17 protein-coding genes are annotated in these 21,241 nt (G+C 71.9%); 9 read left to right on the forward strand and 8 right to left on the reverse strand.

Annotated elements, in window-relative coordinates; all coding sequences use genetic code 11:
- Nucleotides 1-37 precede the first annotated feature (37 nt).
- Nucleotides 38-526 carry an FxsA family protein gene (locus LNK82_RS17155; protein WP_230567990.1) on the reverse strand — a complete coding sequence of 163 codons (489 nt, stop codon included), beginning with the start codon at nt 524-526 and terminating at the stop codon, nt 38-40.
- A gap of 108 nt (nt 527-634) precedes the next feature.
- Between LNK82_RS17155 and LNK82_RS17160 the strand changes: the two genes are divergently transcribed.
- The gene (locus tag LNK82_RS17160; RefSeq protein ID WP_230567991.1) at nt 635-2,023 is read left to right on the forward strand and encodes a KamA family radical SAM protein; all 1,389 of its coding nucleotides are present in this window, start codon (nt 635-637) and stop codon (nt 2,021-2,023) included.
- A gap of 210 nt (nt 2,024-2,233) precedes the next feature.
- Complete coding sequence (locus LNK82_RS17165) at nt 2,234-3,451, forward strand: cytochrome P450 (RefSeq protein ID WP_230567992.1); 1,218 nt, start codon at nt 2,234-2,236, stop codon at nt 3,449-3,451.
- A gap of 52 nt (nt 3,452-3,503) precedes the next feature.
- Here the strand turns inward: LNK82_RS17165 and LNK82_RS46800 are convergent, their stop codons facing one another.
- Complete coding sequence (locus LNK82_RS46800; RefSeq protein WP_308257225.1) at nt 3,504-4,823, reverse strand: hypothetical protein; 1,320 nt, start codon at nt 4,821-4,823, stop codon at nt 3,504-3,506.
- 222 nt (nt 4,824-5,045) lie between these two features.
- Between LNK82_RS46800 and LNK82_RS17175 the strand changes: the two genes are divergently transcribed.
- The 3 genes from LNK82_RS17175 to LNK82_RS17185 all read left to right on the forward strand — a co-directional run bounded on the left by LNK82_RS17175 (nt 5,046) and on the right by LNK82_RS17185 (nt 7,952).
- Entirely contained in the window at nt 5,046-5,891 is an 846-nt protein-coding gene (locus LNK82_RS17175) for a carbohydrate kinase family protein (protein ID WP_230567993.1), read from the forward strand.
- Between the two features lie 76 nt (nt 5,892-5,967).
- A complete protein-coding gene (locus LNK82_RS17180) occupies nt 5,968-6,993 on the forward strand; it encodes a LacI family DNA-binding transcriptional regulator (RefSeq protein ID WP_230567994.1) in 1,026 nt (341 codons plus the stop codon).
- A 26-nt stretch (nt 6,994-7,019) separates the two neighbouring features.
- Nucleotides 7,020-7,952, forward strand: coding sequence for a winged helix DNA-binding domain-containing protein (locus LNK82_RS17185; RefSeq protein ID WP_230567995.1), 933 nt, complete (start codon nt 7,020-7,022; stop codon nt 7,950-7,952).
- Nucleotides 7,953-8,016: 64 nt separating this feature from the next.
- Here the strand turns inward: LNK82_RS17185 and LNK82_RS17190 are convergent, their stop codons facing one another.
- Together LNK82_RS17190 and LNK82_RS17195 are read right to left on the reverse strand one after the other, a co-directional pair.
- Nucleotides 8,017-8,655, reverse strand: a complete 639-nt coding sequence (locus LNK82_RS17190) for a hypothetical protein (RefSeq protein WP_230567996.1) — start codon at nt 8,653-8,655, stop codon at nt 8,017-8,019.
- A 170-nt stretch (nt 8,656-8,825) separates the two neighbouring features.
- Nucleotides 8,826-11,819 (reverse strand): carbohydrate binding domain-containing protein, encoded by a 2,994-nt coding sequence (locus LNK82_RS17195; protein ID WP_230567997.1) that lies wholly within the window; start codon nt 11,817-11,819, stop codon nt 8,826-8,828.
- 194 nt (nt 11,820-12,013) lie between these two features.
- Between LNK82_RS17195 and LNK82_RS17200 the strand changes: the two genes are divergently transcribed.
- Entirely contained in the window at nt 12,014-14,314 is a 2,301-nt protein-coding gene (locus tag LNK82_RS17200) for a helix-turn-helix transcriptional regulator (RefSeq protein WP_230567998.1), read from the forward strand.
- 5 nt (nt 14,315-14,319) lie between these two features.
- Here LNK82_RS17200 and LNK82_RS17205 read toward each other — a convergent pair whose 3' ends face one another.
- Both LNK82_RS17205 and LNK82_RS17210 read right to left on the reverse strand, forming a co-directional pair.
- A complete protein-coding gene (locus LNK82_RS17205; RefSeq protein ID WP_230567999.1) occupies nt 14,320-15,105 on the reverse strand; it encodes a MerR family transcriptional regulator in 786 nt (261 codons plus the stop codon).
- A gap of 4 nt (nt 15,106-15,109) precedes the next feature.
- Entirely contained in the window at nt 15,110-16,276 is a 1,167-nt protein-coding gene (locus LNK82_RS17210; protein ID WP_230568000.1) for a serine hydrolase domain-containing protein, read from the reverse strand.
- Between the two features lie 235 nt (nt 16,277-16,511).
- Between LNK82_RS17210 and LNK82_RS17215 the strand changes: the two genes are divergently transcribed.
- From LNK82_RS17215 to LNK82_RS17225, 3 genes are read left to right on the forward strand one after another with little or no spacing between them, the layout of a single operon-like run.
- Entirely contained in the window at nt 16,512-17,348 is an 837-nt protein-coding gene (locus LNK82_RS17215) for a CPBP family intramembrane glutamic endopeptidase (RefSeq protein WP_230568001.1), read from the forward strand.
- A complete protein-coding gene (locus LNK82_RS17220) occupies nt 17,345-18,493 on the forward strand; it encodes a sensor histidine kinase (protein ID WP_230568002.1) in 1,149 nt (382 codons plus the stop codon). The genes LNK82_RS17215 and LNK82_RS17220 overlap by 4 nt, the downstream gene beginning before the upstream one ends.
- Nucleotides 18,490-19,149, forward strand: coding sequence for a response regulator (locus LNK82_RS17225; protein ID WP_230568003.1), 660 nt, complete (start codon nt 18,490-18,492; stop codon nt 19,147-19,149). Before LNK82_RS17220 ends, LNK82_RS17225 begins: the two co-directional genes overlap by 4 nt.
- A gap of 4 nt (nt 19,150-19,153) precedes the next feature.
- Here the strand turns inward: LNK82_RS17225 and LNK82_RS17230 are convergent, their stop codons facing one another.
- Nucleotides 19,154-20,395 (reverse strand): cytochrome P450, encoded by a 1,242-nt coding sequence (locus LNK82_RS17230; RefSeq protein ID WP_230568004.1) that lies wholly within the window; start codon nt 20,393-20,395, stop codon nt 19,154-19,156.
- 362 nt (nt 20,396-20,757) lie between these two features.
- Complete coding sequence (locus LNK82_RS17235) at nt 20,758-21,219, reverse strand: MarR family winged helix-turn-helix transcriptional regulator (protein ID WP_230568005.1); 462 nt, start codon at nt 21,217-21,219, stop codon at nt 20,758-20,760.
- Between the last annotated feature and the right edge of the window lie 22 nt (nt 21,220-21,241).

Consider the following 21,241-nt stretch of genomic DNA (forward strand, 5'->3'; position numbering starts at 1 on the left):
AACCACCCGGCAGCGCGAAACCCGCCACCACACCCGATCAGGTCAACTCCGGCCGAGTCGACGGCGACTCCGGCCGCACATCCACCACATCACCCTCGACCACCGCACCGTCCACCACCACACCACCCGCCATCGGGTGCTGCCCGTACCGCACGTTCAACGCCATCGCCCGCTCCCGCTCCTCCGCACGCCGCGCGATTCGCCTGCTCATCAACCGCCGCGTCGGCGGGAACAGCAGGAACAACCCCACCACGTCGCTCACGAACCCCGGCACGATGATCAAGAACGCCGCCGCCGCGATCAACACACCGTCCGCGAGCTCCTGGTGCGGCGCACGACGCGTCCGCACCGCCTCCGAGAACGCCGCCACGGTCCGCGCGCCCTCACGACGCAGCAACACCGAACCCACCACCCCGCCCAGCACCAGCAGCCCCAGGGTCGGCAACAGACCCCACGCCCCGAACGCCGCCACCAGAGCGGTGACCTCCACAGCCAAGCCCACCAGCAGTACCGCGAACACACGCATACCCATCCCAACGCACGAACGACCCGAAACGCTCCCTGCCGTAATATTTACGGCCAACCGGCCATCTGGCAGCATATCTTCACGCCACTCGACCGACAGGGAGCATGGATGACTGCGCTGCACGAGGTCACCCCCACGCACCACAGGGCTGACCTCCAGCCCTACACCTACGTGCGCCAAGAGCTGGTCGAACCCGACTGGCGCCGCTTCCCCGGCTGGCGCGACACCACCGACGCCCAATGGCGCGACGCCCAGTGGCAACGCGCCAACTGCGTCAAGAACCCCAAACAACTCCGCACCCTCATGGGCGACCTGCTCACCGACCGGTTCTACGACGACCTGGCCGCCGACCAGCAGCAATCCGCCACCATGTCCATGCTCGTGCCACCCCAGATGCTCAACACCATGGCACCCGACGCCCCGCTCGACCCCGAGGCGTTCACCGAAGCCTTCTTCGCCGACCCCATCCGCCGCTACATGATCCCCGTGCGATCCGACCGCGACCCGGACTGGCCCAGCCACCCCCACTCCGCCCGCGACTCGCTGCACGAAGCCGAGATGTGGGTCGTCGAAGGCCTCACCCACCGCTACCCCACCAAAGTCCTCGCCGAACTCGTCTCCACCTGCCCCCAGTACTGCGGCCACTGCACCCGCATGGACCTCGTCGGCAACTCCACCCCCCAGGTCCAGAAGCACAAGCTCGCGCTCAAACCGGTCGACCGCCAAGAACAGATGATCGACTACCTCAAGCGCACACCCGGCGTCCGCGACGTCGTCGTCTCCGGCGGCGACGTCGCCAACGTCCCCTGGCCCCAACTCGAGTCGTTCCTCATGCGACTGCTCGACATCGACACCGTCCGCGACGTCCGCCTCGCCACCAAAGCCCTCGCCGGACTACCCCAGCACTGGCTGCAACCCAAAGTCGTCGAAGGCCTCGAACGCGTCGCCCGCACCGCCGGCCGCCGCGGCGTCAACCTCGCCATCCACACCCACGTCAACCACGTGCAGACCGTCACGCCGCTCGTCGCCGAAGCCGCCCGCACCGCCCTCGAAGTCGGCGTCCGCGACGTCCGCAACCAGGGCGTGCTCATGAAGGGCGTCAACGCCACCCCGGAAGACCTGCTCGACCTCTGCTTCGCGCTCCAAGGCGAAGCGAACATCCTGCCGTACTACTTCTACATGTGCGACATGATCCCCAACGCCGAGCACTGGCGCGTCGCCGTCTGGGAAGCCCAGGAACTCCAGCACGCGATCATGGGCTACCTGCCCGGCTACGCCACCCCGCGCATCGTCTGCGACGTCCCCTACGTCGGCAAGAGGTGGGTCCACCAGCTCCACGAGTACGACCGCGAACTCGGCATCTCCTACTGGACCAAGAACTACCGCACCGGCATCGAACTCGAAGACCCCGAAGCCCTCGACCGCCGCTACCCCTACTACGACCCGATCTCCACCCTGCCCGAAACCGGCCGCCGCTGGTGGTCCGAGCAGCCGTAGCCCGACCAGGAGAGCCCCGGCGCCCGGACCAGGTCCCCTGGTCCGGGCTGCTTTTGCGGTTTCGGTGTTGACGGGTGATGACGGGTGGCGTAGGTTAATTTTGGTCGACACTGAAGTTATCGAGATACTCGAAGTACGAAGATTGCTCGACTACGCCATTCCGCTGATGATCGTGGTCCGCCGTCATGGCGGCGGGACAGACTGGCCGCCATGAGCGATTCAGCCGTTGCCGTCCAGTCCTACGACCTGTTCGCGCCAGAGGTGACGGCGAACCCGATGCCGCTGCTGCACCGCATCCGCGCCGAGAGCCCGGTCAGCCACCTCCCCCAGCTCGACGCCTACCTGCTCACCCGGCACGCCGACATCATGGCCGCGCTCAAGGACCGCCGCCTCTCCCCCGCCAACATGGCCCAGGCCCTGTCCACGTTCACCCAGGACGAGCAGGACCGACTGCTCCCGCTGCGCGACTCCATGCACCGCTGGATGGGGCACACCGTCGAAGCCGACCACGTGCGGTTCCAGCAGCTGCTCAAGCGCTACTTCACCCCCGCCACCGTCAACGGCTTACGGCCCAGGATCCGCGAGCTCACCACCGAGCTGCTCGACGCCGCGGCGGAACGCGGCCGGATGGACGTCGTCGCCGACCTCGCGTACCCGTTGCCCGCCAACGTGATCGCCGAGATGCTCGGCATGCCCACGTCGGAACGCGAGCAGCTCCAGGTGTGGTCGCGCGACATCCTGGCGATCTTCCAGCTCGCCGGCTTCGAGCAGTTGCTGCAGTCCCAGCGCAGCGTGCTGGAGATGGAGGAGTACGTCCGCGGCCTCGTCCGGCAACGTCGCGCGGAGCCGCGCGAAGACCTGATCAGCATGTTCGTCGACGCCGAGCGCGAGGGTCTGGTCGACGAGGACGAGATCGTGGCCAACTGCGTGCTGCTGCTGTTCGCGGGGCACGAGACGACCGCGGGCCTCATCGCCAACGGCCTCGTGCTGCTGCTGGAGCACCCCGACGAGCTGGCCCGGCTCAAGGCCGACCCGGACCTCACCCCCGCCGCGGTCGAGGAGATGTTGCGCTGCGACGGGCCGGCGTCCCTGATCGTCCGCGTGAGCACCGCGCCGGTCGAGGTCGGCGGCCACGAGCTGCCCGCGGGCAAGCGGCTCTACCTGGCGATGATGGCGGGCAACCGCGACCCCGAGGTGTTCGACGACCCGGACCGGTTCGACATCACCCGCAGGCCCAACCGCCACACCGCGTTCGGGCTCGGCGCGTTCTACTGCCTCGGCGCGGCCCTGGCCCGGACCGAGGCCGACGAGTGCTTCCGCGCCCTGCTCGACCGCTTCCCCGACATCCGCCCCGCCTACGACGTGCTCGACCGCTCCCCCGTGCCACCGCTCGGACACCGGCTGCACTCGTTGAACGTGGAGTTCTGACGCGGTGGCGTCCCGTGCCCGACCACCCTGTCCGGCACGGGACGCCGTCCGACTACCTCACCGCCACCGACGCGGCCCGTGCCACGTGGGAGCGGTCTTCGGCCTGGCGGCCCTGACCAGCCACGTTCCCGGTGCTCCGCTGAGCCCGGACGGTGACCGGGACGTTGGTGCAACCGGGCACGTCGGCCACGGTGGCGCAGTTGTTCGGCCGGTTGGCGGTCACCACGGTCCCGTTGACCAGCGTGACCTGCGCGTACAAGGTGTCGATACCGCCGCCGGAGCCCGGCCAGGGTGACGAACCCGCGCCGGCCTCGCCCGCGGCGTTGTCGCTGACCCAACTGCGGGCGAGGGTGAGGGTTTCGCGGTACACCGCGACGCCGCCACCGCCGCCGCCGAAACCGGCCCACCCGGCGTAGCCGCCAGGCCCCGCGGGGCCGGCGTCACCACCCCGGCCCGCCCGGTTGCCCGTGATCCGGACGCTGGTGACGGACGGGCTCAACGACTGGCCCTCACGGCCGCCGACGTCCACCCCACCGCCGGTGCCACCACTGCCGCCGTCTCCTCCCCCACCGCCGTCGAGGCCACCGGACCCGCCCACGCCACCGTCGGCGGCGACGTTCCCGCGGACGATGCCGCCGCTGATGCGCAGCGCGGCACCGGCGACGGTGTGCACGCCACCACCGAAACCGCCCGAGCCACCCCGGCCGCCCGCCACCTTGCCGATGCCGTTGCCGCCCCGACCACCGGGGCCGCTGGCGTTGCCGGTGATCGTGCTGTCGGTGATGATCAGCGTCGACGAAGTGGTGCTGTAGGAGGAGATGGCACCACCGGAACCGCCGAGCCCGCCGCGACCCGCCTGCGCGGTCGTGGCGGTGGCGTCCGCGCCGGGAGCTCCCGCACCGGCGGCGTTGCCGGTGAGCACGCTGTCGCTGATGGTCAGCGGACCCCAGTTCTGGATGGCCCCGCCGGAGTCGCCCTGGTTCCCCTCCCCGTAGGAGTCAGTGCCGACCGCATCCGGGGCGCGGCCACCGGTGAGCGTGACGTGGTCGAGGCTCAGGTCGCCCCAGTTGGAGATGAGCCGGAACGGCGGCGCGTCCGCGGCCCGGGCGATGGTGGCGCCGTTGCCGTGGATCGTGAGCTTCCCGGAGATGGCGGGCAGCCCGTCCTCTCCCCCGGCGACGGCGGGCGCGGTGAGCGTGTAGACGCAGTTCGCGGCCAGGGACAAGGTGTCCGGAACCGTCGATGCGTTGGCCGCGGCGACCGCTGCGACCAGCGCGGACGGATCACAGGGCACGTCGGTGTCGGCGGCGTTGGCCGGTGGGGCGATCAGGACGAGCGCGCCCAGCGTGGTGACGGCGGTGGCGACGGGCACGGGGGAACGTCTCAGTAACGCGCGGTTTCGTGGCATGGAGCAGCCTTTCCTGGAGCTGGTTGGGTGGTATGAGTCGATCACGTTCCTTATATCGCGAAGCACGCGGGGACAGCTTCTGATTTTCAGTCAACACTGAAGCTACAGAGGTAAGCATGATAGAACTTGCAGCGGGGACCCGGACGTCGTTGGCCGATGTGTTGATCACCCCTCACACTGGCGCGCATGCACAAGCCGAAGGTGTTCGTCGCGGGGCCGGTGTCGTGGAACCGACTGGTGACGCTGGACCGGTTGCCGCAGGCCAGGCCGCACACCGTGTTCGCGACCGGCCACCGCGTCGCGGTCGGCGGCACGTCGGCGGGCAAGGCGCTGAACCTCGCCTCGCTCGGCGCGGACGTCACGCTGCGGACCGTCGTCGGTGACGACGAGGCCGGCCGGTCGGTGCTCGACGTGCTCGACCGGGCCGGGGTCGAGGTGATCGCCGAAGTGGTCGACACGGCTACCGAGCAGCACCTCAACCTGATGGACCCCCACGGCGGGCGGGTGTCGATCTACCTCGAACTCCCCCGGCTGCGCCAGGCCGAGCACGACGACCGCGCGCTGGCCGCGTTGGCGGCGGCCGACGCGGCGGTGATCGACCTCGCCGACCACGCCCGTCCCCTGCTATCGGCCGCACGGGCGGCCGGCGTGCCCGTGTGGTGCGACCTGCACGACTACGACGGTGCCGCCGAGTTCCACCGCGACTTCCTCGACGCGGCCGACCGCGTGTTCCTCAACGACGACGCCTTCGCCGACCGCGACGCGCTGCTGGTGTTCCTCAAGTCGCTCGACAAGCCCGCGGTCGCCACGCTCGGCGCTGAGGGCGCGGTTGCCGTGGGGGGGGGGGGCGGCCACCAACTCCCCCCCCAACCGCTACAGGAGATAGTCCACAACAAAACCGCGGGTGACGCCTTCTTCTCCGGCTTCCTGGTCGCCCACCTCGCGGGCGCCGACTTGGCCGAGGCGATGGCCGCCGGAGCCCGGCAGGCCGCCCTCTGCCTCGGTTCAGCGGGGTTGGCGCCGGAAATGTGACTGTCAAGGGCTTGCTGAAAGCCTTTGCAAGGACTTTCCTTCGGGTGCGCATGTCGCCGCGACGGAAGGGACCCACATGGACGGCGTGACCGCCCGGTTGAGCGACATCGCCGCGCAGGCCGGGGTCAGCGAGGCGACCGTCAGCCGGGTCTTCAACGGCAAGTCCGGGGTGTCGTCGGCCACCCGCCAGGCGGTGGTGGCGGCGATGGACCTGCTCGGCTACGAACGGCCGGCACGGTTGCGGCAGCGCAGCGCGGGCCTCATCGGGCTGATCACGCCCGAACTGGGCAACCCGATCTTCCCCGCCCTCGCGCAGGTCGTGGAACAGGTGCTGACCAGCGCGGGCTACACGCCGCTGCTGTGCACGCAGACGCCGGGCGGGTCGACCGAGGACCAGCTCACCGAGATGCTGGTGGACCGGGGCGTGGCCGGGATCGTGTTCGTCTCCGGCCTGCACGCCGATTCCACCGCCGACATGGGCCGCTACACCAAGCTCGCCGGCCGCGGCATCCCGTTCGTCATGATCAACGGCTACACGGAGAAGATCTCCGCGCCGTTCATGTCCACCGACGACCGCGCGGCCATGCGACTGGCGGTTTCGCACCTGGTGGAACTGGGGCACGAGCGCATCGGCCTGGCGGTCGGACCGCGCCGGTTCGTGCCCGTGCTGCGCAAGATCGAGGGTTTCGTCCAGCACATGCGCACCGCGCTGCCCTACACCGCCGAGCAGGCCGAGTCGCTCGTGCAGCACTCCCTGTTCACCGTCGAGGGCGGCCAGTCCGCGGCCACGGCGCTGCTGGACAAGGGGTGCACGGCGATCGTGTGCGGCAGCGACCTGATGGCGTTCGGCGCGATCCGGGCGGCCCGGCAACGCGGGTTGAGCGTGCCGCAGGACGTGTCCGTCGTCGGGTTCGACGACTCCCCGCTGATCGTGTTCGCCGACCCTCCGCTGACCACGTTGCGCCAGCCCGTCGAGGCAATGGGCCAGGCCGCGGTCAACGCGCTGCTGGAGGAGATCGGCGGCACGCCCGCTCCCCACGCCGAGTTCGTCTTCCTGCCCGAGCTCGTGGTGCGCGGCTCGACGGGCGCGGGGCCCAGGTGACCGCGGGTCGGGCGAGGGCGCTGCGCATGCGGGCGCAACGACTGACGACCCCCGCCCACTCGCTGCCCGAACTGCTGCACGACGTGCTCGCGGTGCAGGCGCAGGACACCACGGCGGCCGGTCTCGCCGTGCGGGCCCGCACCACCGGCGTCTCCCACGCAGACCTGCGCGCCGCGCTGGAGGCGGGCGACGTCGTGCGGACGTGCGCGATGCGCGGCGCGGTGCACCTGCTGCGCCGGGAGGACGTCGGCTGGCTGGTGGCGCTGCTCGGCCCGGTGAACGTGGTCCGGTCCCGGCGTCGGCGGCGGGAACTCGGCCTGACCGACGACGTGTGCGCGCGGGCCTTGGACGCCCTGCGGGAAGTGCTGACCGAACCCCTGACCAGGCCGCAGGTCGTCGCCCGGCTCGCCGACGTCGGCGTGGCGCTCGACCCGGCCACCGCCGCGCCCGCCTACCTGCTGGCCTACGCCGCCAACAAGGGCGTGGTCTGCGCGGGCGAGTCGACCTACCGGCTGCTCCCCCGCGTCGACGACGAGCCGCGCGGCGTCGCCGAGCTGGTCCGCCGCTACCTGCGCGCCCACGGCCCCGCGACGGTCGAGGACTTCACCGCGTGGAGCGGCCTGCCGGAGGTCGAGGTGCGCGCCGCGTTCCCGTTCGACGAGCTGGTGGAGGGCGAGCACGGCTGGCAGCTGCCGACGACCGACGCCGCCGACCTCGACGGCACGGTCCGCCTCCTCGGCCCGTTCGACACGTTCCTGCTCGGCTACTCCGACCGCACCCTGCTGCTGGATCCCCGGCACGCGCCCTTGGTGCAGCCCGTGGGTCCGCACGTCGTCGTGGACGGCCAGGTGCGCGGCACGTGGCGGCGACGGGACGGCCGGGTCGTGGTGGAGCAGTTCGGCCACATCCCGGTGTCCGAGCTCGACGTCGAGGTGGAGTCGGTGCTGGCCTGGAGCTGACCGCGTCGTGCGGCGACGAGGTGACCCCGGCTGACCGGGGCCACCTCCGCGGGTCACCGCATGATCACGACCATTCGACGCACTCCGCTCGGTCCCGGCCGCCGGTCAGGTCCGGTGACGCGGCCGAGTAGCCGATCAGCGGGCCCGTGCAGTTCGAGAAGTCCCACATCCGCTGCAAGCAGTTGTTGAAGCCGCTCTGGAAGGACCGGATGTTGTTGTTCCAGTCGACCGTGTGGCCGGTGTCGTTCAGCAGGGGCGCGGAGCGGTAGTCGACGTCGCTGGTGGGGCTGGTGCACGTCACCGGACCCGAGTGGGTCAGCGTGTACGCGGGGGTGTGCAGGGTCCCGTCCGGGTGCCGGTTGTAGTCCTGCCAGTAGTACTGGATGCCGATGACGAACTCCGCGGCCGTCGACGGGCCGCCGTTGAGCTTCGCGGTCGTCGTGCCGTCGACGGTGCCCGTGGTGGCGCTGAGGCGGGCGTCGGTGACGCGGCCGGCGGTCGCGTGCTCGATCGACTCCCGGAACGTGTCGAAGCACTCCGTGACACCCGTGGTCACCTCGACCGCGCAGTGCCGCTCTCCCGTGGCCGCGGTAGCCGCCTTGTCCGGCGCCGGGCCACTCGTCGCGGTCGCGCTCGGCGCCACTGCCGCGGTCAGGGCCAAGGCCAGGGCGACGAGGCCGCCGGCGATCCTGATTCTTCGCATCTGTCGACTTCCCATCGTGAAGGTGATCCGGGGTGGATCAGCGGCCTCACGATGGCTGGACGACCTGCTCACGGACCTTGCGCCGACCTTGCGAGCGCTTTCCGGGCAGCGGAACGCGGGTCGGACCCGGCGGGCGGGCGGTGGGAGAGAGCGCGCCCGCCCGCCGGAGGTCACTTCAGGTACGGGCCGTCGACGCCGACCTTGCCCGGCGCCGGGTTGCCCGGCAGGTCCAGGACGTAGACGCGGACGTCGCCCTTGCCGCCGGGGTTCGCGGTCAGCGAGCCGGTGGTGACGGTCCTCGCCTCACCGGTGACGGCGTCGCGGTAGGTGCCGTTCGGGACGCCGGTGAACGTGGCCGGACCCGAGATCGCGACCAGCGCGAAGCTGTCCACCGAGCCGGACGCGTAGCGGCGCTTGAACGCCATCCCGCCGGACACGCCCTCCGTCGAGTACTGGCCCTTCTGCAGCGCGGGCACCGCACGGCGGATCTGGTTGAGCCGCTGCACGTGCTTGACCAGCGGTTTCTGCAACGTGGTCGCGACCTGACCGGACGCGGACGACACCACGCCGTAGTCCGACGCCGTGACCTGGCCCGCGAGGTGGTCGCCGTAGTACGCCCGACCGGTCGTCGCCAACGGGCACGTCGGGCCGCAGTCGATCGGTTTGCCCGCCTGGAACTCGATCTCCGAGCCGTAGTAGAGCGTCGGGATGCCGCGGAACGTCCACATCAGGCTCATGTTCTCCGCCCACGCGTCCGTGCCGCCCGCGTACCGCACGCTCGACTTGTTCGGCCCGAAGTCGTGCGAGTCCACGTAGGTCACGTTGTAGGTGGCGTCGTTGGTGGAGTCGTCGGAGTCCTTCGCGTTCCAGAACGCGTTGTTCGCGTCGCCGAAGTTCATGTGCAGACGCATGTCGATGATGTTCATGCCGGAGGACTTCGAGTGGTCCGGTTCGCGGTAGGCGTTGCCGTCGAGGAACGCGTTGCGGCTCGTCGGCTGCCCGCCCGTGCCCATCCCCTGCTCGTAGGAGTACTGCTCCAGCGACGCGGTGGCGTCGTCGGCGCTGTACTCGCGGCGCTCCTTCCAGGTGAAGAACTGCGCCGAGTGGTTGACCGAACCCCGGTTCCACTTGTCGTTGACGAACGCGGCGACCTCGCCGAACACGAAGAAGTCCCGGCCCTTGTCGCCGAACTTCGCGGTGGCGTGCTGCTGGATCGCGGGCAGGAACCGGCGGTTCCACGTCACGCGCGGGATGTGCACGGCGGTGTCCACCCGGAACCCGTCCACGCCCATGTCGATGAACCGGTTGTAGGCGTCGATCAGGTACTTCTGCACGATCGGGTTCTCGGTGTTGAAGTCGGCCAGGTCCTCGTGCAGCCAGCACGACCGCGAGTCCTCGCCCTCCCAGTTGCCGATCCAGCACCGGTGGTAGAGCTGGGCGGGGAACATCCCGGACGTGGGGCTCGGCCACTGGCAGCCGTAGATCCGGTAGCCCTCCGGGCTGGAGTGCTGGGTCGGCTTGCCCCAGTCGACGCACGTGTTCCCGGCGGGCTCCGTGGTCGACCACAGGTCGCCGTTGTAGTAGGACTTGCCGGTGGTCGGGTCGATGGTCAGGCCGTCGTACTCGAAGCCCTGGACCGGTTGGTCGTAGTACCAGGACCACTGGTTGTCTCGGATGCCGAACACCTTCGCCTGGAACAGGCCCTTCGCGCCCCACCGGGAACTGTGGTTGTAGACGACGTCCTGGTAGATCTTCAGGCCCTTGGCGTGCGCCTTGTTGATCAGGTCCTGGTAGGTCGCGCCGGGCGTTTCCAGGCGCGGGTCGACGCGGTGGAAGTCCCAGCCGTGGTAGCCGTGGAAGTCGTAGTCCGAGCGGTTGAGCACGACCGGCGTGATCCAGATCGCGGAGAAGCCCAGGCCCTTGATGTAGTCGAGCTTGTCGACCAGGCCCTGGAAGTCGCCGCGGAACATCGGGTCGTCGTTGGCCGCGTTGCCGGAGCGCACGTGCCGGCTGCCACCCCGGTTGTTCGCCGTGACGCCGTCGTTGAAGCGGGCGGTCATCACGAAGTAGATCGAGTCCTCGCGCGGGTCGCCGCCCAACGGCGTGCCGCCCGGTGGCGCCGGCGGCGCGTCGCCCGTGGTCACCGCGACGGACGCGGTGGAGCCGGACTTGTTGCCCGCCGCGTCGTAGGCCTTGAGCGCGTAGGTGTAGGTCGTGTTCGCGGTGAGCGGGCCGTCGGCGAAGCCCACCGCGCCGGTGTTGCGCACGACGACGCCCAGCGCGCCACCCGTGCGGGTGACCTCGTAGCCCGCGACCGCGACGTTGTCGGTGGACGCCGTCCACGTCAGCGAGACGGTGAGCCCGGACGCGGTGGCCCGCAGGCCGGTGGGCACGCCCGGCGCGACGGTGTCCTGCGGGGCAGGGGGTCCGCAGGGGTCCGTCGCGTTCGGCGTGACCACGCCGTCCTTCACGGTGCTGCGCCCGGTCCGCAGCGCGTAGTCGGCGCCGTTGTTGTTGTCCCACTGGCCGGAGCCGTTGTTGAACGCCGCCTTGAGGCCGGTGGCCTGGCCGAGGTCGACCGAGGCGCGCGCCCAGTCCGGGCACACCTGTTCCATCGGCACGCCCGGCACGGCCGTCCACGTGCCGCCGTTCGGCTGGTAGTGGATCCGGGTCGCGGTCCAGTTCCGGGTCTTGGTGGAGTAGTAGACCTCCGCGTGGTTCGTCGGACCGGGATCCGGGTCGGGGTCGGTCCCGCACGGGTCGCCGACGCCGATCACGCCCGCGGCGACGGTGACGTCGCCCGTGCCCAGGCCGTAGTTCTGCCCGTTGTTGTTGTCCCAGGTGCCGGCGCCGTTGTTGAACACCGCGACGAGGCCGGTGGCGTCTCCGAGCGGCACGGTCCGGCGCACCCAGCCCGCGCACGCCGCCGGTTCCATGCGTTCGCCCGGCACGGCGGTCCACGGGCCGTTGCGCGGTTGGTAGTGCACGTTGGCGACCGGCCACCCCGAAGGCAGGCGGTAGAAGACCGTAGTGCTGTTCGCCGCCGCGGCGGCGGCCGGTGTCGTGGTCCCGCTCTGGGCGGAACTGCCCGGCGCGGTCCACGCCGCCCCGGTCAGGCCGAGGGCCACGAGAAAGGCGGTCAGTCGTCGCGATCTCGCTCGCATCGCTGCTCCCGTCACGCTTCGTTGCGCAAGGTGGTGCAATTGTTTGCAGGCTAGACCTGGCTCCACACCGGTGTAAACGGCGTGACGAGCCCGAACGTAGAGCGATCTTTGCAAGGGTTTGCAAGGTGGTTCGCCCACGCGTTGCTTTGTCGATCTCACGGGACGCGCACGGCCCGATGTCGTACGGTGTCCGGATGACCGAGCGGGCAGCGGGAGGCGGTGTGGTGCCGCGGGCGCTGAGTTCGTTCGTCGGCCGCAAGGATCTGCTGGCCGAGCTGCGCCGGCGGATGGGTGCCGCGCCGCTCATCACGCTCACCGGCGTGGGTGGCGGCGGCAAGACCCGGCTGGCGCTGGAACTCGCGGCGCAGGTGCACCGCGCTTACGACGACGGCGTGCGGGTGGTCGAGCTGGCGTCCGCGCGCGGCGGCGACCCCGAGTTGTTGGCACAGGTGGTATTGAGCACCGTCGGCGTGCCCGACCAGGCGACCACGACGCCGTTGGAGACGTTGGTCGACTACCTGCGGCCGCGGCAGGTGCTGCTGGTCCTGGACAACTGCGAGCACCTCGTGGAACCGGTGGCGCGGCTGGTCCGCGCGGTGCTCGGCGCCGCGCCCGGCGTGCGGGTCCTGGCCACCAGCCGGGCCCGGCTGCGGGTGCCCGGCGAGGTGCTGGTGATGGTGCCGCCGCTGGACGTGCCCGCCGAGGACGCGCCGCTCGACCTCGGCTACGAGTCCGTGGCGCTGCTGGTGGACCGGGCCGAGGCGAGCGTGCCGGGCTGGCGGGTCACGCCGGAGAACTGGCCGCACGTGGTGCGCGTGCTGCGCCGCGTGTCGGGCATCCCGCTGGCCATCGAGCAGGCCGTGGTGCGGATGCGGTCCATGCCGGTGTCCTTGCTGGCCGACCGGCTCGACGACGTGATGCGCGTGCTCACCGCCAACGACACCACCGCGGTCGAGCACCACCAGACCATGGCCGCGCTCATCGACTGGAGCCACGCCCACTGCACGCCCGCCGAACGCCTCCTGTGGGCGCGGTTGTCGGTGTTCGAGGGCGGGTTCAGCCTGACCGCGGCCGAGGACGTGTGCGCGGGCGGCGGACTGGCCGCCGACCAGGTCGCCGACGCGCTGGCCGGGCTGCTGGACAAGTCGATCGCGCTGCCGTCCGCCGACCGCAGCCGCTACCACCTGCTCGAACCGATCCGGCAGCACGGCGCGGCCGAGCTGCGGTCCGCCGGCGAGGTCGAGCACGTGCGGCAGCGGCACCAGGACTACTTCCGGCGCGAGGCGGCGCGGCTGGCCGCGTCGTTCGCCGGGCACAACGAGGCCGCGCTGCTCGCGGCGGTCGACGCCGACATGGCCAACCACCGCGTGGTGCTCAACGACCTGATCCGCAACCCCGACACCGCGCACGCCGGCCTCCTGATGAGCGTCGACCTGGCCCGCACCCGCTGGTACACCTACGCCGGTCGATTACCCGAAGAACGGCTGTGGCTGGGACGCGCGCTCGCCGCCACACCGCCGACCGCGGACCCGTTGCGGGCCAGTGCCATCGCCCTCGACGCGTGGATCGCGCTGTGCCTGGGCGTGGAGCGGGAGCTCGTCGCCCGACGGGTGGACGAGGCCGACGCCATGGCCCGCGAGGTGGGCGGGCCGGTGCCCGCGGTGACGTTCGTGCGCGGCGCGTACGCCGTGCTGGCGTTGGGCGCGGTCGACGGTGTCGAGTTGTTGCGGCAGGCGCACGAGGAGTTCGGCGCGCTCGGACCCGCGTTCGCGGTGGACCACCACCTCGCGCACATCATGCTGACCGTGTCGCTGGTGCTGCTCGGTTCCCGCGAGCAGGCCGAGCCCGCGGCGGAGGAGTTCTACGCCGAGTGCGAGCGGCTTGGCGCGCTGTGGGGCATCAGCTGGGCGCACTGGTGCCGCGGCGTGGTGCAGACGCGGTGGGGCGACCCGGTCGGCGCGCTGGACGTGCTGATGGAAGGCCTGCGGGTGCAGCGGGAGATCCGCGACAAGTGGGGTCCCCTGTGGTCGATCGAGGCCTTGGGGTGGGCGCACTCCCGGGCCGGTGACGGCTCCGCCGCCGCCCGGATGCTGGGGCTGGCGCACGGGTTGCACCGGGTGACCGGTGTCCGGGTGGACGGTCTGGTGCCGTTCGCGTGGGTCACCGCGCAGGCCGTGGCGCGGGCCAAGGCGGTGCTCGGCGAGGACGAGTACGCGCGGGCGTACGCGGGCCCGGCGGAGTCGGTGGAGCAGGCGCTGGCCGTCGTGCTCGACGAGGTGCCGACGCCGGAGCCCGACCGCCGTCCGGGCGGCCTGACCCCGGCCGAGTGGAACGTGGCCAAGCTGGTCGGCGACGGGCTGTCCAACCCGGAGGTGGCCACCAGGCTGGTGATCTCGCCGGCGACCGTCCACACGCACCTGACCCGGATCTACCGCAAGCTCGAGATCAGCAGCCGCCACCAGCTGATCTCGCTCCTGGCGGGCATGGCCGACTAGAGCGGTCAGCGGGGATCCGTCCGGGGGATGTAGACGCCGGCGGCGCGGAGCTTGGTCTCGAAGAGCGTGGCCAGCCGTGCCGCGGCGGGCGTCCGCTCGTCGCCGTGGTGGGCGATCAGCGCGTACCGGGTCGCGGCGTCGGTGCGGGCTTGCAGGCCGGTCACGGTCTTCAGCAGCGCGGGGTCGGCGAGGTAGTGGTCGGCCGCGGCGGTGGCGAGCTCGTCGAGGCGGGGGTCGTCCGGGTCCCAGGCCGCGGCCTCGACCGCCCGCCGGGCCAGGGTGACGAGGCCGGGGTCCTCGATGGCGTGCTCGAACTGGGTGAGGTAGTCGTCGAAGCCCTCCGGGACCAGCGCCCGGGCCAGCACCCACCCCTCCCTCGTGGCCGCCACCTCCGCCGCCGGGAACCGGAGGTCGCGCATCCGCTCCAGCAGCGCGACCGCGCGGTCGGGCAGCAGCGCCCGGTCGCCGTCGGCGAGCCGGTGCAGCGTGTCGCGCCGCGTGGTCAACTCCTCGATCCGCTCGGTGAGCTGCCGCTCCACGTCCGCGAGCGCGGCGGTGAACCGCGCGGCGTCGGCGTCGAGCAGGGGTCCGATCCCGGCCAGCGGCACACCGGCGGCGGCCAGCGTCCGGACCTGCACCAGCCGCAACAGCTCGGCCGAGCCGTACCTGCGGTAGCCGGAGCCGTCGCGTTCGGGCTCCTCGACCAGGCCGAGCTTGTGGTAGTGCCGCACCGCCTTCACCGTGACGCCGACGAACGCCGCCGCCTGCCCGATCGTGACCCCGTTCCTCATCCGCTCAGCCTGCCTTGTGGTCCGCGTCGGCCCGCACGCCGCCGAACACCTCGTCGACGAGCCGTCGCTGGGCGTCCCGGAACGCGGTGGCGATGGACAGGTCGGCGTCGTCGACGCAGTTCAGCGCGGCGGTCAGGGTCCTGCTGCCGTCGGGGGTGGCGCACATCAGCGCCGCGTGGCCGATGGCGGCGCCGTTGTGGCAGATGACGGTGCCGCCACCGGTCGTGGTCAGCACGAACACGCCCAGGCCGTAGTCCATGTCCGGGATGCCCGTCGGGTGCGGCGCGCACATCTCGGCCAGCAGCGCGGCCGGCAGGAGTTCGCCGCCCAGCAGCGCGGAGAAGAACGTGTGGAGGTCCCGGGTGGTCGAGATCATGTCGCCGCCGCTGGAGATCCAGGACGGGTTCTGGCGGGTGACGTCGACCGTCTTGCGCTCGCCCCCGTCCACGTAGCGGTAGTAGGCGTGGGCGTGCGGCTCGGGGATCTCCGGCGAGGCGTCCGGCACCGCGGTACCCGTCAGCCCGAGCGGGCCCAGGACGTGTCGCCGCAGCTCCTCGGCGACCGGGCGGCCGGTGACGTGCTCGATCAGCAGCCGGGCCAGCACGTAGTTGGTGTTGGAGTAGCTCCAGCCCGTGCCCGGTTCGAACCGCGCCGGCTTGGCCAACGCCGGCGCCACCAGGTCACGCGGCCGGTAGGTCGTGAACCGGTTGGTCAGCCACTCCTGACCCGTGGGGCCGTAGGCGATGGGGATGCCCGGCACGATCGTGCCGTCGGCGTCGACCTCGCCGCTGAAGTTGAACAGCCCGCTGGTGTGCTGCAACAACATCCGCACCGTGATGCGCCCGTCCAGCCCGAACCCGGGCAGGTGGTGCGCCGCCGGGGTGTCCAGCCCGATCTCGCCCTCGGCCACCAACCGCAGCACCAGGGTCGCGATGAAGGTCTTGGTGTTGCTGCCGATCCGGACGTGCCCGTTCGTCGGCGGCGTCGCGGTGCCGCCCAGCTCGGCCGCCCCGGCGCTGCCGACCCACTCGCCGCGCTCGTCGTTCACGCGCAGTGACACGCCGAGGAAACCGGAGTCGACGATCTCCGCGATCGCCTTCCGCAGCTCCGGGCGATCGTGCGCGGCGGTCCGCGGGGTGCTGGTGTCCTGGCCGGAAAGGGTGGTGTGCATGGTGGTCCGCTCCTGTGGTCCCGCTGTTCCCGGTCGGCGTCGTGCCGCTGCGACGAGCCTGCACCCTGACCTCGGGTCAACCTCCGCCATGATCCAGATCACACCGGCGCACGCCTTGTCCCCCGCGCGAGCTACACGCGGATGTCCACCGCGCGGTGATGATCCGACGACGCCGGCTCCGTAGCGTCCGTCCGGTCCTCGGCCGAACGGTCGTGGACCGGACGGAGGAGTCTTCATGCGCCTGCTACTGCAATTCCTGGCCGTCGCCGCGGTCGCCCTGGTCGGCAGCCAGGGCGCCGCCGCCGCGCAGGGCAACCCCTGGCTCACGCTGACGATCGGCATCGCGACCGCCGTGCTCGCCGTGGTCGTCTACACGTGGGTGGTGCGGCGCACCGAGCGCCGCGCGCCCGTGGAGTTGGCCCGCAGCGGCGCGATCGGCGCGACCGGTCGGGGGCTGCTGATCGGTGTCGCGATGTGCGGGGCCGTCATCGCCAACATCGCGTGGCTCGGCGGCTACTCGGTCGCCGGCCTGGGCTCGGTGACGGGAATGCTGGCGTTGGTCGGCTTCATGGCCGCCGCCGCCGTGACCGAGGAACTGCTCTTCCGCGGCGTCCTGTTCCGGATCGTCGAGGAACGCACCGGCACGTGGATCGCGCTGCTGCTGACCGGCGTGGTGTTCGGCCTGGCGCACATGGCCAACCCGAACGCGAGCCTCTGGGGCGCGACCGCCATCGCGATCGGGGCGGGCTTCATGCTCGCCGCCGCCTACGCCGCCACCCGCACCCTGTGGCTGCCGATCGGGCTGCACTTCGGCTGGAACTTCGCCCTCGCGGGCATCTTCGCCGCCGAGGTCTCGGGCAACGACACGACGGAGGGCCTGCTGGACTCGACGCTCTCGGGTCCGACCCTGCTCTCCGGCGGCGACTTCGGCCCCGAGGCGAGCGGGTACGCCGTGGCGTCCGGCGCGCTGCTGACGGTCGCGTTCCTGTGGCTGGCCCGCCGTCGCGGCCACATCGTCCCCCGCCGCCGCCGCGCGGACCGCGACCTCGCGCCAGCTACGCTCGCCGGGTGATCGACGTCCGCGCGGTGGGGGACCTGTGGCGGCGGTCCGACGTCGTGGTGCGGGACCTCCCGTTCGCCCTGCTGCTCGCCGCCACGGCGTTCCTGCCGGGGCTGAACAACTACGGGACCCAGCTCGGCGCCCTCCCGCACCGCCCGTTCGAGGCCCTGACCGTCGTGGTGATCGCGCTCGAATCCCTCCCGCTGGCCGTGCGCCGGCGGTGGCCGGCCGTCTGCCTCGTCCTGGTGTCGCTCGGCTTCGCGGTCGACCAGCTCCGCGGCTACCACACCGTGGCGGGCACCGCGCTGCCCATCGCGCTGATCAGCGCGGGCGCCCACCTGGCACACCACCGGTGGACCGCCGCCGTGCTGCTGTCCGCGGCGTACGTGCCGCTGGCGGTGGCCGTCGAACGGCTCGCGCCGGGCGAGGGGGTGGTCGGGCTCACGACGTTCTACCTCACGCTGGCCATCGCGTGGGGCGTCGGGTCGTGGCTGCGGCTGTCCCGGGTGGCCGAGGCCGAACGCCGCCGCCACGTCGCCGAGACCACCCGCCTCGCCGAACGCACGCGCATCGCGCGCGAGCTTCACGACGTCGTGACCCACCACGTGACGGCGATGGTCGTGCAGGCCGAATCCGCGCGTTACCTGACCGCCTCACCCGAACGCCTCGACCAGGCGCTCGACGCCGTGACCGACACCGGCCGCCGGGCCATCGGCGACCTGCGGCACCTGCTCGACCTGCTGAACCCCGGCCACGACCCGGACCCGGGCACGCAGCCCGTCGGCGAACTGCGCGCCCTCGTCGAGCAGACCCGGCTGGCCGGCCAACCGGTCGAGTTCAGCCAGGAGGGCCGCCCGCCCGAGGAGACCGGCAGCGCCGAGGTCGCCGCCTACCGGGTCGTGCAGGAGGCGCTGACGAACGCGCTCAAGCACGCGCACGGCAGCCGCACCGTCGTCAACGTGCTGCACGGCGAGGAGGAGATCACCGTGGAGGTGACCACCGAAGGCCCCCGCACCCCGTCGCCGGGCGGGAGCGGGCGCGGCCTGACCGGGTTGCGCGACCGGGTCGGCGTGCTCGGCGGCCGGTTCGACGCGCGCGGGCGACCCGGTGGCGGCTTCGTCGTCCAGGCCAGCATCCCGGCGGGCAGGCCGTCGTGACCGCCCCGATCCGGGTCCTGGTCTGCGACGACCAGGCACTCATCCGCACCGGCTTCGCGACGATCATCGACGCCCAGCCCGACCTCGAGGTGGTCGGCGAGTGCGGTGACGGGCGGACCGCGGTCGACCTCGCCGCCCGCCTGCGCCCCGACGTGGTGGTGATGGACGTGCGGATGCCCGTCCTCGACGGCATCAAGGCCACCCGCCTGCTGGCCGGCGCCGGCGTGGCCGATCCCGTCAAGGTGCTCGTGGTGACGACGTTCAACCTCGACGAGTACGTGTACGAGGCGCTGCGCGCGGGAGCGGGCGGGTTCCTGCTCAAGGACGCGCCGCCCGACCGGCTGCTGCACGGGATCCGCACCGTCGCCGCCGGTGCGGCGCTGCTGGACCCGGAGGTGACGCGACAGCTCGTCGGCAGGTACGCCACGCGGATCCGACCCGCCGAAGGCTCCCGCGACGACGTGCCGCTGGCGCCGCGTGAGCTGGAGGTGCTGCGCCTGATCGCCGACGGCCTGTCCAACAGCGAGATCGCCGCCACGCTGGTGATCAGCCACGAGACCGTCAAGACGTACGTGTCGCGCATCCTCACCAAGCTCGACCTGCGCGACCGCGTGCAGGCCGTGGTCTACGCCTACCGCCGGGGCCTGGTGACCTGAGCGGTCACGGCTCCAGCAGCGCGTGCGCCGAGGCGAACGTGTTCGGCACGACCTTGTCGCCGCGCTCCAGCTCGGCCGGGTCCACCGCCAGCCGGGCCCGCGGCGCCCGTGCCCGCAAGGCGGTCAGCGCGGCCCGTGCCTCGATCCGCGCCAGGTGGTGGCCCAGGCAGTAGTGCACGCCGTGCCCGAACGCCGCGTGCCCCAGCGCCGCGTTGCCGCCCGCCGGCACGCGCGTCGGGTCGAACCGGTCCGCGGTCGGGCCGTGCACCAGCGGGTCGCGACCGGCCGTGCCGAGGCCGATCATGATCACCGACCCCTCCGGGATCACGCCGCCGGGCAGCTCGATGTCGGCCGTGGCGCGGTAGTGCGGCGTGACGCGGACCGGCGGGTCCCAGCGGGCCGCCTCCTCGACCGCGGCGCCGACGGTGTCGTCGTTCACCGCGTCCCACGCCCCCGGCGTGGCCAGCAGCGCGACGGCGGCGTTGCCGATGAGGCCGGTCGTGGTCTCGTGCCCGGCGACGACGAGCAGGATCGCCGTGGTCAGCAGTTCCTCCGGCGTCAGCCGCTCGCCGTCGACCTGCGCCTGCACGAGGCCGCTGAGCAACGCGTCGTCCGGCCGCTCCCGCTTGTACTCGATCAGGCCGGCCAGGTAGCCGAACATGGCGTCGGAGGCGGGCACGACGAGCTCGGGCCGTTCGGTCATCATCGCCGCGGTCCAGTGGTGCAGCTGCTCGCGGTCCTCGACGGGCACGCCGAGCAGGTCGCAGATCACCGCGAGCGGCAGCGGGAACGCGAGGCCCTCGATCAGGTCGGCGTCCTCGGGCAGGGCCGCGACCAGCTCCTGCGCGGCCTTCTCCACCGCCGGTTGCAATGCGTTGATGCGACGGACCGTGAACGCCTGCGACACCAGCGCGCGCAGCCTGCGGTGGTCCGGCGGGTCGGTGTTGAGCATCGACGGGCCGATGATCCGCGACAGGTCCGTCGGCCTGCCCTTGCGCGCCAACTGGTCCTGCATCGCGGCACGCAGCCCGGCGGCGTCCTTGGCCAACCGGTCGTCGCTCAGCAGCGTGCGGGTCCCCTCCAGGCCCATGGTGGTGACCAGGACCTCCAGGCCGTTGGGCAGCTCCGCCGGGTGCACGGGGCCGCGGCGGGCCAGCGCGTCCTCGTGGGCGTGGTGCTGCCATCCGCGCAGTGGGCCGCCGACGAGGGCCTGTCGGTCCGGGGCGAACTCCGCGGTCAGCTGCACGTCGTCTCCTTGTGGTGCGATCGGGTTCTGCGGCGTCCACTTTCGTGTGAGCGCCACACACCGCGCATCCACCGCTCTCCGTATTCCGGGTGACAGCGTACGGAGATCGGTGGACATCACCGCGCGATCGCGGATACGGAGGTGGATACGGAGGTTCGGCGATGCGGACTCCCGCACGGGTGCGAGACGCTGAAGGGTGTTCGGCACCCCGACGGCCGGACACCGCCGGACCGGCCGGCGGTTGGCCGCCGTCCGGCATCCCGGGGGGCCGGGGAGGGGCCGCACCCGCGCGGCCCCTCTTTCCACGCCGGGCTCCTCGGGCTTCCGCCCTCACTCCGCCGTTGACGTTCGGCCGTCCGTGCTCAGCCGTCCGCGGCGATCCGGTCCAGCACGCGGTGGAACACCCGGTCCAGCACCTCTGCCTCCTCCGCCGACAGGTCGTCGAACAGGTACCGCCGCACGGTCTCCACGTGACCCGGAGCGGCGGATTCGATCGCGGCCCGGCCGGCGGGCGTGAGCCGCACCATCGAGCCGCGCGCGTCCTCGACGCACTCCTCCCGCGTCACCAGCCCGCGCTTCTCCATCCGCCCGACCTGGTGGGACAACCTGCTGCGCTCCCACCCGACCAGCGCGCCGAGCTCGCGCGACCGCACGACGCCGTCCTCGGCCTCCGACAGCGGCACGAGCAGGGCGTAGTCGGCGTTGGACAGCCCCGAGTCGCGCACCAACTGCCGCTCCAACGCGCTGTGCAGTTCGCGGTCGACCGCCAGGTACGCCTGCCACACCCGCGCCTCCCGCTCGTCCAGCCACCGCGGTTCGCCCATGCGCCCCACGCTAGCAACAACA

Source organism: Saccharothrix luteola (assembly GCF_020859565.1).
Lineage (GTDB): Bacteria > Actinomycetota > Actinomycetes > Mycobacteriales > Pseudonocardiaceae > Actinosynnema > Actinosynnema luteola.